This window comes from Streptomyces sp. NPDC060366, assembly GCF_042725135.1.
Classification (GTDB): Bacteria; Actinomycetota; Actinomycetes; order Streptomycetales; family Streptomycetaceae; genus Streptomyces.
The window spans coordinates 88,601-104,390 of record NZ_JBHXDC010000005.1; the positions used below are offsets into that span (position 1 = coordinate 88,601).

At 71.1% G+C, this 15,790-nt stretch carries 15 protein-coding genes and 1 pseudogene; 6 read left to right on the forward strand and 10 right to left on the reverse strand.

Annotation, left to right across the window (positions count from 1 at the left end):
* Nucleotides 1-9: 9 nt before the first annotated feature.
* The 5 genes from ACFWHU_RS15240 to ACFWHU_RS15260 all read right to left on the reverse strand — a co-directional run bounded on the left by ACFWHU_RS15240 (nt 10) and on the right by ACFWHU_RS15260 (nt 5,438).
* The gene (locus tag ACFWHU_RS15240) at nt 10-1,032 is read right to left on the reverse strand and encodes a hemolysin family protein (protein WP_387225186.1); all 1,023 of its coding nucleotides are present in this window, start codon (nt 1,030-1,032) and stop codon (nt 10-12) included.
* The gene (locus ACFWHU_RS15245; RefSeq protein ID WP_385799987.1) at nt 1,029-2,372 is read right to left on the reverse strand and encodes a hemolysin family protein; all 1,344 of its coding nucleotides are present in this window, start codon (nt 2,370-2,372) and stop codon (nt 1,029-1,031) included. Before ACFWHU_RS15245 ends, ACFWHU_RS15240 begins: the two co-directional genes overlap by 4 nt.
* Before the next feature lie 166 nt (nt 2,373-2,538).
* Nucleotides 2,539-3,933, reverse strand: a complete 1,395-nt coding sequence (locus tag ACFWHU_RS15250; RefSeq protein WP_385799989.1) for an LCP family protein — start codon at nt 3,931-3,933, stop codon at nt 2,539-2,541.
* 137 nt (nt 3,934-4,070) lie between these two features.
* On the reverse strand, nt 4,071-5,000 hold the full coding sequence (locus tag ACFWHU_RS15255) for a M56 family metallopeptidase (protein ID WP_385799991.1): 930 nt from the start codon (nt 4,998-5,000) through the stop codon (nt 4,071-4,073).
* Nucleotides 5,001-5,003: 3 nt separating this feature from the next.
* Entirely contained in the window at nt 5,004-5,438 is a 435-nt protein-coding gene (locus ACFWHU_RS15260) for a BlaI/MecI/CopY family transcriptional regulator (RefSeq protein WP_385799992.1), read from the reverse strand.
* 201 nt (nt 5,439-5,639) lie between these two features.
* Between ACFWHU_RS15260 and ACFWHU_RS15265 the strand changes: the two genes are divergently transcribed.
* The 3 genes from ACFWHU_RS15265 (at nt 5,640) to ACFWHU_RS15275 (ending at nt 7,689) form a co-directional block, all read left to right on the forward strand.
* Complete coding sequence (locus ACFWHU_RS15265; RefSeq protein WP_387225397.1) at nt 5,640-6,215, forward strand: TerD family protein; 576 nt, start codon at nt 5,640-5,642, stop codon at nt 6,213-6,215.
* A gap of 81 nt (nt 6,216-6,296) precedes the next feature.
* Nucleotides 6,297-6,878: a TerD family protein gene (locus ACFWHU_RS15270; protein WP_242572278.1), complete on the forward strand. Its 582-nt coding sequence runs from the start codon at nt 6,297-6,299 to the stop codon at nt 6,876-6,878.
* Nucleotides 6,879-6,948: 70 nt separating this feature from the next.
* Nucleotides 6,949-7,689: a hypothetical protein gene (locus tag ACFWHU_RS15275; protein ID WP_387225187.1), complete on the forward strand. Its 741-nt coding sequence runs from the start codon at nt 6,949-6,951 to the stop codon at nt 7,687-7,689.
* Between the two features lie 32 nt (nt 7,690-7,721).
* Here the strand turns inward: ACFWHU_RS15275 and ACFWHU_RS15280 are convergent, their stop codons facing one another.
* The 4 genes and pseudogenes from ACFWHU_RS15280 to ACFWHU_RS15295 form a co-directional block, all read right to left on the reverse strand.
* The gene (locus ACFWHU_RS15280; protein WP_387225188.1) at nt 7,722-8,630 is read right to left on the reverse strand and encodes a class I SAM-dependent methyltransferase; all 909 of its coding nucleotides are present in this window, start codon (nt 8,628-8,630) and stop codon (nt 7,722-7,724) included.
* A 191-nt stretch (nt 8,631-8,821) separates the two neighbouring features.
* A pseudogene (locus ACFWHU_RS15285) lies at nt 8,822-9,907 on the reverse strand (NAD(P)-dependent alcohol dehydrogenase); the annotation flags it as partial.
* A 62-nt stretch (nt 9,908-9,969) separates the two neighbouring features.
* A complete protein-coding gene (locus ACFWHU_RS15290; RefSeq protein WP_387225189.1) occupies nt 9,970-11,379 on the reverse strand; it encodes an aldehyde dehydrogenase family protein in 1,410 nt (469 codons plus the stop codon).
* 7 nt (nt 11,380-11,386) lie between these two features.
* The gene (locus ACFWHU_RS15295) at nt 11,387-12,160 is read right to left on the reverse strand and encodes a (5-formylfuran-3-yl)methyl phosphate synthase (RefSeq protein ID WP_385800001.1); all 774 of its coding nucleotides are present in this window, start codon (nt 12,158-12,160) and stop codon (nt 11,387-11,389) included.
* A gap of 213 nt (nt 12,161-12,373) precedes the next feature.
* Between ACFWHU_RS15295 and ACFWHU_RS15300 the strand changes: the two genes are divergently transcribed.
* From ACFWHU_RS15300 to ACFWHU_RS15310, 3 genes are all read left to right on the forward strand, one after another.
* Nucleotides 12,374-13,057, forward strand: coding sequence for a HEAT repeat domain-containing protein (locus ACFWHU_RS15300; protein WP_387225190.1), 684 nt, complete (start codon nt 12,374-12,376; stop codon nt 13,055-13,057).
* A gap of 3 nt (nt 13,058-13,060) precedes the next feature.
* On the forward strand, nt 13,061-14,065 hold the full coding sequence (locus ACFWHU_RS15305; protein WP_387225191.1) for a MerR family transcriptional regulator: 1,005 nt from the start codon (nt 13,061-13,063) through the stop codon (nt 14,063-14,065).
* Nucleotides 14,066-14,199: 134 nt separating this feature from the next.
* On the forward strand, nt 14,200-14,799 hold the full coding sequence (locus ACFWHU_RS15310; protein ID WP_387225192.1) for a TetR/AcrR family transcriptional regulator: 600 nt from the start codon (nt 14,200-14,202) through the stop codon (nt 14,797-14,799).
* A 491-nt stretch (nt 14,800-15,290) separates the two neighbouring features.
* Here the strand turns inward: ACFWHU_RS15310 and ACFWHU_RS15315 are convergent, their stop codons facing one another.
* Nucleotides 15,291-15,710, reverse strand: coding sequence for a DUF4190 domain-containing protein (locus tag ACFWHU_RS15315; protein ID WP_385800009.1), 420 nt, complete (start codon nt 15,708-15,710; stop codon nt 15,291-15,293).
* Between the last annotated feature and the right edge of the window lie 80 nt (nt 15,711-15,790).

A 15,790-nucleotide genomic window follows, 5' to 3' on the forward strand; every position in this document is an offset into this window, starting at 1 on the left:
TCGCTTCTTTCAGGTCTCGCTCGTCGCGGGGCCGACGAGTTCTTCCAGCAGGTCTTCCATGGTGACGAAGCCGAGGACGGCGCCCGTGCCGCCGGCCACCGCCGCGAGATGGGTTCCGGCGGATCGCATCGCGGTCATGGCGTCGTCGAGCGGTGTGTCCGTCTCGACGCGCACCACCGGGCGCAGGGCGGTGGCGGGCAGCGGCAGATCGCGTTCCGTCACCCCGAGGGTGTCCTTGATGTGCAGATATCCCCGCACCTCGCCCTCCGGCCCGGTGACCGGCAGACGGGAGAATCCCGAGGTGGCCGCCGTACTTTCCAGAAGACGCGGTGTGACGTCGTGCCGGACGGTGACCGTTCTGGCGAGGGGCACCATCACCTCGCCCACGGGCCGGGTGCCCAGTTCAAGGGCGTCGCGCAGACGCTCGCCGTCGGCCGGTTCGATCAGGCCGGCGTCGCTTGAGCCCTTGACCATCCGTACGAGTTCGTCGTCGGTGAAGACCGAGGCGACCTCGTCCTTCGGTTCGACCTTCATCAGCCGCAGCAGCACGTTCGCGAAGGCGTTGATGCCGAAGATGACCGGCCGCAGGCCGCGGGTCAGGGCGACGAGTGACGGAGCGAGGATCAGCGCGGTCCGCGCCGGGGCGGCGAGCGCGATGTTCTTCGGGATCATCTCGCCGATCAGCATGTGCAGATAGGTGGCCAGGGTCAGCGCGATCACGAAGGCGATCGGGTGGACGAGGCCGTCCGGCACACCGAGGGACTCGAAGGGCGGTTCCAGGAGATGGGCGATGGCCGGCTCCGCCACCGCGCCGAGGACCAGCGAGGAGATGGTGATGCCGAGCTGGGCGGTGGCCATCGCCGCCGACAGGTGCTCCAGCCCCCACAGGGTGTTCCTGGCACGGGTGTTGCCCTTGAGGGCGGCCGGTTCGATCTGGCTGCGGCGTACGGAGATCAGGGCGAACTCGGCCCCGACGAAGAAGGCGTTGGTGAAAAGGGTGAAAGCACCGATGGCCAGCTGAAGGGCTGTCATGACGGCTCCGTGTCGTTCGGTGAAGCCGGGGACGGCGGCTCGGGGGCGGTGACGCGGACGCGGTCCGCGCGGTGGTGCTCGATGTGGAGGACGGCCAGCTGCCATCCCTGGACGTCGAGCCGGTCCTGGACGGTGGGGATGCGCTCCAGCCGGTCGGCGATCAGACCGGCGAGGGTCTCGTAGGAACCCTCGGGGGCCTCGAACCCGATGCGTTCGAGCTCGTCCAGGCGGACGCCGCCGTCCGCCTCCCAGACGGCACGGCCGTCCGCGGCGGGCTCACGCTCGATCAGATCGGGGCGCTCGTGGAGGTCGTGCTCGTCGCGGACCTCGCCGATGACCTCCTCCACGATGTCCTCCACCGTGGCGATGCCCGCGGTACCGCCGTACTCGTCGACGACGACGGCCATCGTGCGGCTCTGCCTGAGCCGTCGCAGCAGCCGGTCCACGGGGAGGGAGTCGGGTACGCGCAGTGGCTCGGTCACCAGCGCGGTGACCGGGGTGTCGCCCCGTACCGCTTCGTCGAGGGCCAGCACGTCACGGATGTGGACGGTGCCGACGATGTCGTCCAGGCCGTCGCGGTGGACGGGGAAACAGGACAGCCCGGTCGCGAAGGCCAGGTTCGCCGCGTCGGCGGCCGTGGCTCGGGCCTCGAGGACCCGCATGTCGACGCGCGGAGTCATGACGTTCTCGGCGGTCAGCTCGCCCAGGTGGAGTGTGCGGACGAACAGTTCGGCGGAGTCCTTCTCGATGGCGCCCTCGCGGGCGGAGTGCCGTACGAGGGCGACGAGTTCCTCCGGCGTACGGGCGGAGGCCAGTTCCTCGGCGGGTTCCAGACCGATCCGGCGTACGACCCGGTTGGCGGTGTTGTTCAGATGCCGGATCAGCGGGGCGAAGCAGGCGGTGAAGCCCCGCTGCGGGGCCGCGACCACCTTCGCGACGGCCAGGGGGCTGGCGATCGCCCAGTTCTTCGGCACGAGTTCGCCGATCACCATGAGCATCACGGTGGACGCCGCGACACCGAGCACGGTGGCGGCGGTCGAGACACCGCCCGCGGGCAGGCCGGTGGCCTCCAGCGGGCCGCGCAGCAGCACGGACAGGGAAGGCTCCGCCAGCATGCCGATGATCAACGAGGTGACGGTGATGCCGAGTTGGGCGCCGGACAGCTGGAAGGTCAGCCGTTTCGCGGCCTTCAGGGCGCTTCCGGCGCCCCGCTCCCCCGCGTCGGCCGCGCGCTCCAGCTCGTCGCGTTCGACCGTGGTCAGGGCGAACTCGGCCGCCACGAAGACGGCGCAGGCAAGGGTGAGTGCCAGGGCGAGAAGCAACAGGAGCACGGCGCTCATCGCGACACCTCCGGCCCGCGGCTCGCGCACGCCCTGGGAGTGACAGCGGCGGCGACAACGGCGGCGCCGCCTGCGCCGGGAGGTTCATCCATGACGGGACCACAGCTCTCTGTCGGTCGGTGGGTCGATCTGATGACGGACGGAATCGGATCGGGCACGGTCGTGTTCAGCGGACACCGTCGAAGTCGCCGCCGACGGTCAGGGTCACTTCACCAGGGGTGGCGTCGCTGTCCTTGGACGGCTCCGTTCCGGGCAGCCGGGAGGCGAGCGCCCGTGCCTGCCGTTCCAGTCCGCCGGGAAAGCTGACCGATGTGTCGTCGCTGCCCCGGGGCGCGTTGCCGGTCCCCACGACGGTGAAGCCGGCCGCGCGCAGGAGGTCGGCGACCTTGGCCGCCTCGCCGGCCTTGCCCGTCGCGTTGAGTACGCGGACCTGGACCGCCGTCGCGTAGAGCGGGTTCTCGCTGTCGGCCTCGACCGACTTCTTGTCCACCTCCCGGTCCTTGGCCAGCGAGGAGAACAGGTCGGCCGCCTGCGGATACTGCCAGACGACATTCGCCTTGTCGGTGGGTACGTCGGCCTCGCGCGGGTAGTTGGGCACGGTCAGGAAGGTGAGCCGGTCGCCGGGGATCCCCTTGAGTTCGGAGGCGAGCGCCGTCAGGGGCTTGATGCCGGCCAGTTCCTTGTCCGTGGTCAGCGACTCGGTCGCCGAGTCGAGGAAACCGTACAGAGCCGTCGGACTCGTCAGCTTCTTCTGCGCCTTGGCCGCGAGCGCCTCCATGAACTCCTGCTGACGGCCTATGCGGCCGATGTCGGAACCGTCTCCGACGCTGTAGCGGGTTCTGACGTAGCCGAGCGCCTTCTCGCCCTTGACCGTCTGGCATCCCGCTTCCAGGTCGAGATGTGCCTTCGTGTCGTGGATCGCCGTCTCGGGACACACCTCTATGCCGTCCAGGGCGTTCACCATGCCCTTGAACCCCTGGAAGTCGACCGACATGAAGTGGTCGATGCGCAGGCCGGTGTTCTCCTCGACCGTCCTGATGGTGCAGGCCGCGGCTCCGGCGACCTCGCCGCTGGTGCCGCCGACGGCGAACGCCTCGTTGATCTTGAACTGGTGCGCCGTCGAGGTGGTGCCGTCGCCGCGGTCGCAGGCCGGTATCCGGACCCAGGAGTCGCGGGGCAGGGAGACCACGGTCGCCCACTCCCGGTCGGCCGCCACGTGCATGACCATCAGGGTGTCCGACTGCATGGTGGTCAGGCCCTTGCCGTACTTCCCGTTGTCGCCGTCGCGCGAGTCCGAGCCGACCACGAGGATGTTCTTCGATCCCGGACTGGTGTTGGCCGGCCGATCGTCGCCGAGTTTGCTGTCGATGTCCGCGGAGTGGATGTTGCCGTCCAGGCTCTGGTACGCCCAGAGGCCGGCGCCGCCGGCAGCCACCAGCAGGACGGCCAGCACGGCGCCGCCACGTACGAGGAGCCGGCCCCGCCTGGTCAGCCGCGCGGGCGGCTCTCCGCCGGCGTCGCGCGCCGCGCGCCCCCGTGGCTTCCTGCGTTCCCCACCCATGTCGTTCCTTCCGCGTCCGGCGTGCGGTTCTGCCCGCCCCGTCGCCGGGCCGAATCACACCACACGAACTCTACATAGCTGTAGAGGATCGCTCGGCGTCGGCCTCGGCCGGCCGGGTCCGGTCCGGACGACACCCCCTACAGCGGGGTCGCCGCTTCGAGTACGAGAAAGAGCGCGATCGCGGCATTGAGGGCGGACAGCGCGGACAGCGCCGTGCCCGCAGCGGCGACGTAGGCCGCGACGCCGGTCGGGGTGAGCGCCGGCGGCCAGCGCCGGTCCGGCGGTACGGGGCCCAGCAGCGCGGCCACCCTGCGCGGCACCGGTCCGGCTGCGAACGCGGGCAGCGGCGGCGCGGAGGCGCGCCGGGAGACGAGCGCGGCCTTGCCCACGGCACGGGCGGCCGTGCGCCGGTCACCCGTCACGCGGGCGGCCTCCTCGTCCGCCCAGCGTTCGGTGCCGTAGGTGACGGCGGACATCAGCGGACGCAGCAACGGGTTGGCACAGCCCGCCAGCCGGACCGCGAGCAGCAGGCGGTGATGGCGGCCCGCGAGGTGCGCGCGCTCGTGCGCGAGCAGCGCCTCGCGCTCCGCCGGGTCGAGGCACGCCAGCATGCCGGTGGACACCACGATCCGGCCGGGGGTGCCGGGGAGCGCGTAGGCGTACGGGGACGCGTCACGCAGGACCGCTACCTCGGAGCGGTCCGGATCGGAGTCGAGTGTGCGATGCGCGAGCGCGTGGAAACGGTGCTGACGCGCCACGACGCACGCGCACGCCGTCGCCACCACCAGCAGGGCGATGATGGCCGCCTTGCCGAAGAACTGGTCGTGCGGCACCGCCTCGCGCACCTCCGGGTCCGACCAGCCGTCGGGCAGCGGATTGCCGGGCAGTTGAGCGGTGCCGACGACCACCAGCAGTCCCAGGCACAGCGTGCTGCACGACGCGAGGATCACCGCGACGGCCGCCAGCAGGCGGGCGGCACGTCGTGGGTGCAGGTGCCGCTCGGCCAGGCGCGCGATGGGCAGCGCGGTCAGCGGAAGCACCAGGGGCAGGAAGACGAAGACACCCATGGATCATTCGTCCGGTTCGGCGGTCGGTGCGGCGGGCGATCCGGGCCCGGCGTCGTTCAGCAGGGACCTCAGAAGGTCCTCGTCGTCGGAGGACAGAGCCGATACGAAGCTGGACAGGACAGCGTCGCGGTTGTCCTGCCGGTCGAGCAGTCGGCGCATGCTCAGCGCGGTGAGATCGGCCTCGTCCACCGCGACCGACTGCCACAGGACGGGCCGCCCGGGGCCGGTGCGGGTCACGGCCTTCTTCTCGTGCAGACGGGTCAGGATCGTGATGATCGTGCTGTACGAGAGGTCCTCCCCGAGTCGCCGCTGAACCCAGCCGACGGGCACCGGAGTGGTGGCGTCCCCGAGCGCCGAAAGCACCAGCGCTTCGAGCTCCCCCTGCCCCCGCCTCCGGGCGCGCGCTGGCTGCCCGTGATCATCACGCTCTCCGGCCACGATGTGATCCCCTTCCCGAATCCGGCTGTCCCACAACGACCTCCGGCATCGAGCCGGCAGGTCCGCGGGACGCTCCACTCTCGCTGATCGCGGCGGATCCCGCAGCATCCAATCTCTACAGTGTTGTAGATTTCAGGGAGCGGCACAGAGCCCCCGGACGGTCATCGTCCGGAACACGACGAGTGGAGAGTGGGAATCGCGATGGGTGTGAGCCTCGGCAAAGGCGGAAATGTCTCGCTGAGCAAGGAGGCCCCCGGCCTGACCGCGGTCCTTGTCGGCCTCGGGTGGGACGTCCGGACCACCACCGGCGCCGACCACGACCTGGACGCGAGCGCGCTGCTCTGCGACCAGGCCGGCAAGGTGCTCTCCGACGAGCACTTCGTCTTCTACAACAACCTCACGAGCCCGGACGGCTCCGTCGAGCACACCGGCGACAACCTCACCGGTGAGGGCGAGGGCGACGACGAGACCGTGAAGGTCGACCTCGCCTCCGTACCCGCCGGCGTCGCGAAGATCATCTTCCCCGTGTCGATCCACGACGCCGACACCCGCGGCCAGAGCTTCGGCCAGGTGCGCAACGCGTACATCCGCGTCGTCAATCAGGCGGGCGGAGCGGAGATCGCGCGCTACGACCTGAGCGAGGACGCGTCCACGGAGACCGCGATGGTCTTCGGTGAGCTGTACCGGCACGGCGCGGAGTGGAAGTTCCGCGCGGTCGGACAGGGCTACGCCTCGGGTCTGAGCGGCATCGTCAAGGACTTCGGCGTCAATCTCTGAACCCCGTAACATCATCGGCCGGCCGCCGTCGTCCTCGACCGGCCGGGCGGCCACCGTCCCCTGTAGAGAGCGGAACGAATCATGACTGTCAATCTTTCCAAGGGCCAGCAGATCAGCCTCACCAAGTCCGGCGGCGGTGAACTCACCGTCGTACGGATGGGACTGGGCTGGAAGTCCGCGCCCCGCAAGGGCTTCTTCGCCCGTATGACCGCCCGTGAGATCGACCTGGACGCGTCGGCCGTCCTGTTCGCCGGGAAGGAGGCGCAGGACGTCGTCTTCTTCCAGCACCTGAACAGCGACGACGGTTCCGTGCGGCACACCGGCGACAACCGCGTGGGCGGCGCCGGCCAGGGCGGGGACGACGAGTCGATCGTCGTCGACCTGCAACGCGTCCCCGTACACGTCGACCAGATCGTGTTCACCGTCAACTCGTTCACCGGCCAGACCTTCGAAGAGGTCGACAACGCCTTCTGTCGCCTGGTCGACGAGACGACCGGGCAGGAACTGGCGCGCTACACCCTGACCGGCGGCGGGCGGCACACCGCGCAGATCATGGCCAAGGTGCGGCGCTCCGGCGGCGGTTGGCAGATGACGGCCATCGGCGCCCCCGCCGACGGCCGCACCTTCCAGGACCTGATGCCTTCCGTCGCCTCGCACCTCTGACGAAGCGCGCGCGACGCGAAGACAGCAGAGACGCCGGAGACACCGGGGAAAACCACAACTCGGGGGCGGTATGGACGGATCACCGCGGCTCCACGACGAGGACAGAGCCGACTACACCGCGGCACTGGACGACGTCATCGGGTCGGCCGAAATGCAGCGGCGGCTGGAACGGGCCGGCGTCAAAACGAGTCGGCTACGCGTTCTGGGACTGGCAGCCGGACCGCGGGTGGCATCGGCCGTCGAGCCCGAGTACCGGTCGTACCTCGCGCTACGGCGGCAGGCCGGCGGCGAGGGACCTCCTCTCATACCGTCCTTGTCCGGACCGGGGCGCCAACAGGTGGACGGCGCGGGCCTGTTGCCGGTCCTGGCCGTCCTCACCCCCATCCTCGCCCTCATCGCCGCCGGCGTGTTCCTGCTGCTGGGTCACGGCCTGCGCTTCGCCGGGAGCGCACCGGCCGCGGCGGACACCCTCGTCCTTTCCGGCTGGATCAGTCTCGGCGTCGGGGTGCTGACCGCCGTCGGCGGCGTTCTCGGGCTGTACCGGACGGCCTCACGACACCGAGCGCTGGGAAGCCGGCGGGACCCGGGGCCTTCGTCGGAGCTGGCGGCGGCCCGGACTGCCTGGCAGCGACAACTGCGCGAGGCCATACGGGCGCTTCTGCTCCAGTACCTCGACGAATTCGCGCCGCCCGTGGCGGGCGACGACGAGCCGGCGGCCCATCGCCCCCGCTTCAGCAGCCCCCGCTACAGCGGGCCCGACTTCGGAAGTCCCGAGCCCCCGCGGCCTGATCTCCCCACCCTGCGGGGCTGATCCCGCGAACAGCGGCGGCAGCGGCAACGGCGTTACGGCCGGGGCTTGTTCGCGAACACCCACCGGTTGCCCGCCAGCGCGTCGTTGTCCTCGGGCAACGGGCCGCGTCCGTGGTGGCGGGTGAAGTCGAAGGGGGTGTGGACCGATGTGGACCAGCCCTTGCCCGCCAGATCACCGGCGGAGTCGGGCCGCGGCTCCCTGTCGAACAGGTCGAGCAGATCGATGCCGATCTGCCGCGTCGTCGAGGTGTAGAGCGGACTGTCGCGGTACTCCAGCAGGTCCTTGTCCAGCTTGACCTCGAACGCCAGGGCGCTCCCTCCCGCGCTCAACCGGTCGACCGTGTCGATGAGATACGTCTCGGCGGCGTTGGGCAGGTAGAACAGCAGCCCCTCGGCCAGCCAGACGGTCGGTGCGGCCGTGTCGAAGCCGGCGTCGGCCAGCGCGCCGACCCATCCTTCGCGCAGATCGATCGGGATGGGTACGCGCTCCGCCTTCGGGGTGGCCGACAGTCCGTCCAGCACCTTGTGCTTGAACGCCAGCACGCCTTCCCTGTCGATCTCGAAGATCACACAGCCGGGGGGCCAGTCGAGCCGGTACGCCCGCGAATCCAACCCCGCCCCCAACAGGACCACTTGGCGGGCGCCGCTCGTGTGCACCGACCGGAGGAGGAAGTCGTCGAGGACCCTCGTACGCAGACCGAAGTAGCGCGCGAACCGCCCCCACAGCGGGTTCGCGTCCCCGTCCTCGACCTGTTGTATGCGGACCGGCCAGGCGGCGGACGCCGGTGCGGCGAGCACGAAGTGCTCCGCATAGATGTCCCTTGCCAGGGTGTCGTGGCGGTGGGTCTCGATCGCCCGCGCCGCGGCGACCATGAGAGCGGTCAGACCGACACCCCCTTCCACGCCCTCCACACCGGTGTTCGGATGCGCTGTGCCGACCACATGTCCTCCCTTGGACGAGTTGGGACCACGAGGAGTGAGAAGTACTGATGAGGGATCGCGGTACCGCTGAGGGAACACCGGTGTGCGATCAGCGGTGCCCGATCAACATCGGGCGATCAGTGGTGGACGCGCGACGCCACCACTCGGGGCGCCCCGTTCACCGGCCTGGTCCCGGACCGGGCCGCACCGCCCGGAAGCAGGACGGGTTTGATCACGCGGCCCGCGTCGCAGTCGCGTTCGGCCTCGTTGATGTCGGCGAGTGGGTACGTACGGATCAGTTCGTCGAAGGGGAACCGGCCGGCCTGCCAGAGCCCGGTCAACCGCGGAATCAGCAGTCCCGGCACCGCGTCCCCCTCGCAGATGTGGGAGATCTTCCTGCCCCGGTCCAGTGCCCCCGGTTCGATCGGCAGCGCGGTGTGGAGCCGTGCCACGAGACCGAGGTGGCCGGTGGGGCGCAGCGCCCGTAGCGCGTCGTTGATCAGCCGGGCGGAGCCCGTGGTGTCCAGCGCGTACCGCGCGCCGCCGTCGGTCAGTCGCCGGATGCGGCCGGGCAGATCGGCCGATGCGGCGTGCAGCGGGACCGCGCCGAACCGTTCGGCGAGGGCGAGTCGTTCGGGGTGCCGGTCGACGGCAACGGTCACCGCTCCGGACGCGGCGGCGGCCATCACCGCGGCCAGGCCCACCGCTCCCGCGCCGAGGACCGCGACGGTGTCGCCGGGCCCGGCGCCGAAGGAGTTGAAGACCGCTCCGGCGCCGGTGAGGAAGCCGCAGCCGAGCGGGCCGAGCAGTTCGACGGGCAGCGAGGGGTCTGCCCGGACGGCGTTGCGGGCAGGAACCACCGCGTACTCGGCGAACGACGACTGGCCGAACCACCGGGGGGCCAGCTCGTCCCCGGCCGCGTCGGTGAACCGTGCGGCGTGCTCCTTGCGCCCTCCGAAGAGGTTGAGCGAGGCGAAGGAGTCGCAGTAGGCGGGGGCCGCGCCCATACAGTTCCGGCAGTTTCCGCAGGAGTCGAAGCTCAGTACGACGTGGTCTCCGACGCTGAGACCGGTGTGCGGGCCGCCTGTCTCCTCCACGATCCCGGCCCCCTCGTGGCCGAGCACCGCCGGCAGCGGTGAGCGGCCCGCCGAACGCCGGACGGCGAGATCGGTCCTGCACATCCCGCAGCCCGCGATCCTGACCAGGACCTCGCCGTCGGCCGGTCCCGTGTTGAGGGTCACCTCCTCGACGGCGAATCGGCTGTCGTACGAGCGCAGTACCGCCGCGCCGAAACTCATCGTCATATGCCGGACCTCGCCGTCATGTGCCGGACCTGGTCGTCATGTGCCCGACCTCGTATTCATGCCGCCTCCGGACGGTGTACGACGAACGGTCTGAGGTTCCCGTAGAGCCCCCACAGCCCGCCCGCGACGCCGACACCGCTCTCCTTGATGCCCGCGAAGGGCTGGGCGAGGGAGAGTTCGGCGTGGTGGTTGATCCACGCCGTCCCGCACTCCAGTTGGTCGGCCACCGCCTCGGCCCGGTCGAGATCGGTCCCCCATACCGAGCCCCCGAGCCCGAAGCCGGTGTCGTTGGCCGCCTCGACGGCTTCGTCCAGGCTCCCGTACGGCAGCACCGGCAGGACTGGGCCGAACTGCTCCTCCGTCACCACCGGGCTGCCGGGCGGGACATCGGCCAGGATCGTCGGGGCGTAGAAGTGGCCGGGCCGGTCCAGCCGGTGCCCGCCGGTCACGACCCGGGCACCGTCCGCCAGGGCCCGCGCCATGTAGCGCTCGACGCGGGACAATTGGGGGGCGTTGTTGACCGGGCCCAGTTGCGTACCGGCGTCGAGGCCGGGACCCACGACCGCGGCCTTCGCGCGCCGCGCGAGGGCCTCGACGACGTCGGAGTAGAGCCGGGCCGGGGCGTAGACGCGCTTGACCGCCATGCAGACCTGCCCGCAGTTGCGGAACGCCGCCCAGAACAGCCGGTCCGCGATCCGCTCCACATCGACGTCCTCCAGCAGGATCGCCGCGTCGTTGCCGCCCAGCTCCAGGGTGACGCGGCCGAGCGACGCAGCCGCGCCCTCGGCGACGGCGCGTCCGGTGGGAATCGAACCGGTGAAGGTCACATGACGGATCCCCGGGTGTGCGGCGAGGCGGGCGCCGAGGGGTTCGTGACCGGTGACGACCGTCAGCACGTCCTCGGGGAGCGCGGTGGAGACGACGGATACCAGAAGCCGTGTGGCGAGAGGTGTGAAGGGAGAGGGCTTCAGCACCACCGTGTTGCCCGCGGCGAGCGCGGGGGCGAACTTCGCCGACGCGAGCTGGAGGGGAAAGTTCCACGGGACGATCGCGGCGACGGGCCCGAGCGGTCGCCAGCGGATCTCGCCGCGTACCGGCCGGCCGTCCGTGATCGGCTGAGGTCCGGGCCCGGGGGCCAGTTCGGCGAAGTAGCGCAGCCGGGCCGCCGTGCGGGCGATCTCCGCGTACGACTCGGCCAGGGGTTTGCCCTGTTCACGGGTGAGCAGGGGGGCGAGGTCCGCGCCGGCCGCCTCCACGGCATCGGCCGCCGCCAGCAACGCGGTCGCGCGGGCGACGGGGTCGGCACGCCAGCCTCGCCAGGCCTTCTGGGCCCTGCCGACGACGGCGTCCAACTCGTCCGGCCGCTGGTCCGGAGCGTCCTCGAAGGTGTCGCCGGTCGCCGGATCGAGTACGGCGAGACGCTTGCCGCGGGTCCTGGACGCGCGGCGGGGCTGAGTCGTCGGCATACCGGGGTCAGCCCGCGGCGAGGGCGGCCGAGTGTTCCCGCGCGTGCCGGTCCATCTCCGCCCGGAAGTCGGCCACCAGCTGCGGCCGGATCCTTCCGGTGTTGCGGTCGCCCCCCTGGCAGACCGCCCCGCGTACCCCCACGATGTCCGTGCCGATGCGGGTCAGCGTGCCGAGGTCGCCCACCTTCACGCTGCCGGCGAGGGCGGCGAGCAGATCGGCCTCGTGGGCCAGCCGGACGAACTCCGCGCAGACCTCCGGCGGGACGTGGTCGAACAGCCGTGTCCCGTCCTTGACCGCGGTGTCGAGCATGGCCGCGTCGGAGCCGGAGAGGCGCGCGATGTCGGGCAGGGCGAGCGGGTTGACGCAGCCGATCCGGTGGGCGTCGGCGTAGCCCGAGGCGACGACGAACGCGTCCGGCCGGTAGTCCTTCACCGCCCGGACGACCCCTCGCATGACGTCGACGGCCTGTTCGGGCGTCGTGCATCCGTAGAGGCCGACCTTGATGTACGTGGCTCCGGAGACAGCCGCGCCGAGTGCGGCCTGGGCCACCGTGCCTGGCTTGTACGGCACGTCTCCCACGGTGGCGGACACCGGCTTGTCCGCCGGGACCGCGTCGCGGATCTCCCTGATGACCCACGGGAAGTTCGCGCCGAGCGACCCCTCGTCGGGCTTCTTGACATCGACGATGTCGAGATACTCCGCCGCTTTCGCGCAGTCGAGGGCCTCTTCGACGCCGTCCGGGGAGATGAGAAGCAACAATGTGGACTCCTTCCACCGCATGTGCACCTGCCAAGAGGCAGGTGTGCGGGGTCGCCTGGATCCCTTTCGGGTCCGCTCATCATTACGGCGGCCCGAGGCCGCCGGTAGGGCGTGCGGAGTCCGAACGGGTACGGCCGGGGAGCATCTGGTGCGCCGTGCGCGCCGGTTCGAACCGGCTCTTTTGACCTTGACACGGTGACAGGCCTTTCACTGCTCACCAGGGAGGTGGTCTCGATGACGATCACGGGAAAGGACACGGGACAGGACACGGATGCGATGCGGGCGCTCCGGGGGTTGGAGGACGGCCGTTCGTCCGTGCGGCTGCGGGCCGCCCTGGCGGTCGGCACGACGCCCGACCCGCGCTTCGTCGACAAGCTGATCGAGCGATCCGCGATCGAGCCCGAGTTCTTCGTCCGCGACATGCTGACCTGGGCGCTCACCCGTCACCCGGTGTCCCTGACGCTTCCCGGGCTGCTCCGCGAGGTCCGCTCGAAGCAGGGGCAGGCTCGGAGCCAGGCGCTGCACACGCTGTCCAAGATCGGGGACGGGCAGGCGTGGCCGGTCATCACGGACACGCTCCTGTCCGACGCGGACGACGAGGTGGCGCGGAGCGCCTGGCGGGCCGCGGTCGTGCTCGTACCGGAAGGCGAGGAGCCGGCGCTGGCCACGGTGTTGGCGACGCAACTCGGGCGCGGTGGGCGGGAGACGCGGCTGAGTCTCAGCCGGGCGCTGGTCGCGCTGGGTGAGGTGATCGTGCCGGCTCTGCTCGCTGCGACGACGGCCCCCGGCCCACGCGCGCGGGCGCACGCGCTCGCCACACAGCGGCTGTTGCACGATCCGGACGCCGGGTTCGAGTTCGCGATCGAGGAGGCGAAGCGCGCCGTGGCCCTCGGAGGGTCCGGCCAGGAGGGACCATAGGGCGTGTTGATCGGTGAGGTGGCGCGACGGTCCGGGGTCAGTCCCCGCATGCTCCGGCATTACGAGTCGCTCGGTCTGGTGCGTCCTTCGGGTCGTACCGGCTCCGGCTACCGGGAGTACTCCGGGGAGGACATCCGGCGGATCTTCCATATCGAGAGCCTGCGTTCGCTGGGTCTGTCGTTGCGTGAGGTCGGACGCGCGCTCGACGATCCCGGCTTCACGCCCTCGGCGCTGGTCGGCGACCTCGTCCGTCAGACGCGTGAACGCATTGCGGCGGAGACCGAGTTGCTCACGCGGCTGCGCCGGATCGATGCCGCCGCCCCCGCCGGCTGGGAGGACGTCCTTCAGGTCGTCGCGCTCCTCCGGGCGCTGGGGTCGAAGAGCGCCGACGCACGCCAGCGCGCGGCGCTCTCCTCGGTCGACGAGGTTCCGGTGCCGGTGGAGGCCCTGGTCGAGGCGGCCCTGAGCGAGACGGATCCGAACGTCGCCGGCGCCCTTCGCTGGGCGTTGGCGCGCTCGGGCGACGGCGGCGCGGCGCTGCTGGCGGAGGGCATCGGCTCACCGGTGGCCGCCGTACGGGAACGTGCCGTCCAGGCCCTCGCCGAGTTGCCCGGCGATGAGGCCACCGCGCGACTGCGGGACGCTCTCGCGAACCCCGACGTCGTGGTCCGCGGGGTCGCGGCTCCGGCGCTCGGGACACGTGGTGTGGCCGACGCGGTCCCGACGCTCGTCGACATGATCGTGGAGGGAAGGAACGACACCGACGCGGCCGACGCGCTGAGCGTCCTGGCGGGCGACCGTGCGACGGCGGACCGGATCGCGACCGGGCTGGTCTACCGGCTCGCCCACGACACCACCGAAGCGCCCGCGCGCGGACGGCTGACCCAGGCGCTGGCGGGAATCCCGGGGACGAGGGCGTCGGGGGCCCTCGTGGAGCTGTCGCACGACGCGGACCGTGCCGTCGCGCTGACCGCGGCGTACCTTCTTCGGCTGCGCGACGCGGGGTGAGCCTCCGGTGGGCCGGAGTGGGACGGCGATGAACGGTAAGTCCCCCGGTCTGCCATCATGGGCGAAACGGAACCTCGCTCCGCTCATAGTGCGCAGGACGGTTCCGCTTCGCAGCCCACGGAAGGAGCGCCGCGGTGGACGACAGCGGCCGGAGCGCGGGAAGCGCCGCCGGATCCAAGCGCAAGGACGCCCGGCGCAACCGCCAGACCCTGCTGGACGCGGCCGCGACGGTGTTCGTCACCTCGGGGGTGGAGGCGCCGGTACGCGACATCGCGGCCGAGGCGGGTGTCGGGATGGGCACGGTCTACCGCCACTTCCCCACCCGGGCGGACCTCGTGATCGCCGTCTACCGCCACCAGGTCGACGCCTGCGCCGCGGCAGGGCCGGCCCTGCTGGCGACCGGCCCGACACCTCATGCCGCTCTCGGGCGGTGGGTCGATCTCTTCGTGGACTTCCTGGTCACGAAGCACGGCCTCGCGGCCGCCATGCAGAACGACAACGCCCGTTTCGAGACGTTGCACGCGTACTTCCTCGACCGCCTCGTGCCGGTGTGCGCGCAACTCCTCGACGCCGCCTCCGCCGCCGGTGAGATCCACTCCGACCTCGACGCCCTCCAGCTCATGCACGGCATCGGAAACCTCTGCATCGGCGCCGACAGCGACCCCGATTACGACGCACGCCGACTGGTCGCGCTCCTGGTGGCGGGCCTGCGCCGACCGTGTGGGGCAGGCTAGGTCCTGTCCGGCGGATCTTCGGGGATCGGCTCGGGGCGTCTGGTGCGGTACATCGCAAGGCGGAGGATCGTGCTCGTACTGGACGTACTTGAATGATTCGACAACGCGGAGAGGTGCCGTGCCAGGCGTCCCGGGCCCCCGAAGATCCGCCGGACAGGGCCTGGCGTCCAAGCGCCGTTCGCCGATGTCGGCGGTCAACACCTGTGGTCCCTGGTGATGACCGGGTGGAACACCGTGCGCCGAGGCGGTCGGCCGCGGCATCGGCCACCGTCGTGGACTCACCCGCCCCTCGCGCCGCACGGTGTCGGGCCGAAGGCTGTACGTATCCTCGCCGACACTTCGGGGTGGGCGCAGCGGTACCTCGCCTCGTCGTGAAGCGAAACTGGCCTGTCACCCCTTCCGCGTAAGCACCGGGCAAGGGACGCGTGCCCAGTGGGCGCGCGTCCCGTTCCCGTTCGCTCACTCCCCCATCGGCACCGTCCAACGCGGGCTCAGTTCTCGACGTCCTTCGAGAAGTCCTCCGCGCACTGGTCCTTCTCGCTCTGGCTGTCGGCGTGCCGCATGCAGTCGCCGAAGCTCTCGAACTCGTCGGAGTTCAGCAGCGATACGCCGATGACGACGAGCACCGTCGAGACGACGAGCCCCAGCGCGCCCAGCACCACGCCGACGATCGACATGGTCCGGTGCGGCGCGCGGCCACCGCGGGCCCGGCGCGCACCGATGATGCCGAGCACCACCGCCAGCAGGCCCAGCACGATCCCGCCGGCGACCGTCCAGAAGAGGAGGCAGGCGATGATGCCCAGCACCAGCGCGGCCACCGCGAGGGGGTTGCTCCGTGCGGGCGCGGGCTCCGGCGCCGTGTACGGCGCCGCGCCGTCGGCGGCCTGGTGGGGGTAGTTGGGCATGGACATCGACATCACCCTCCGTTTTCGAACTCGTCCTTCGGGTTCACCCTCCGCCTGCCCCCAAACACCTGGCGGACACAGCACGG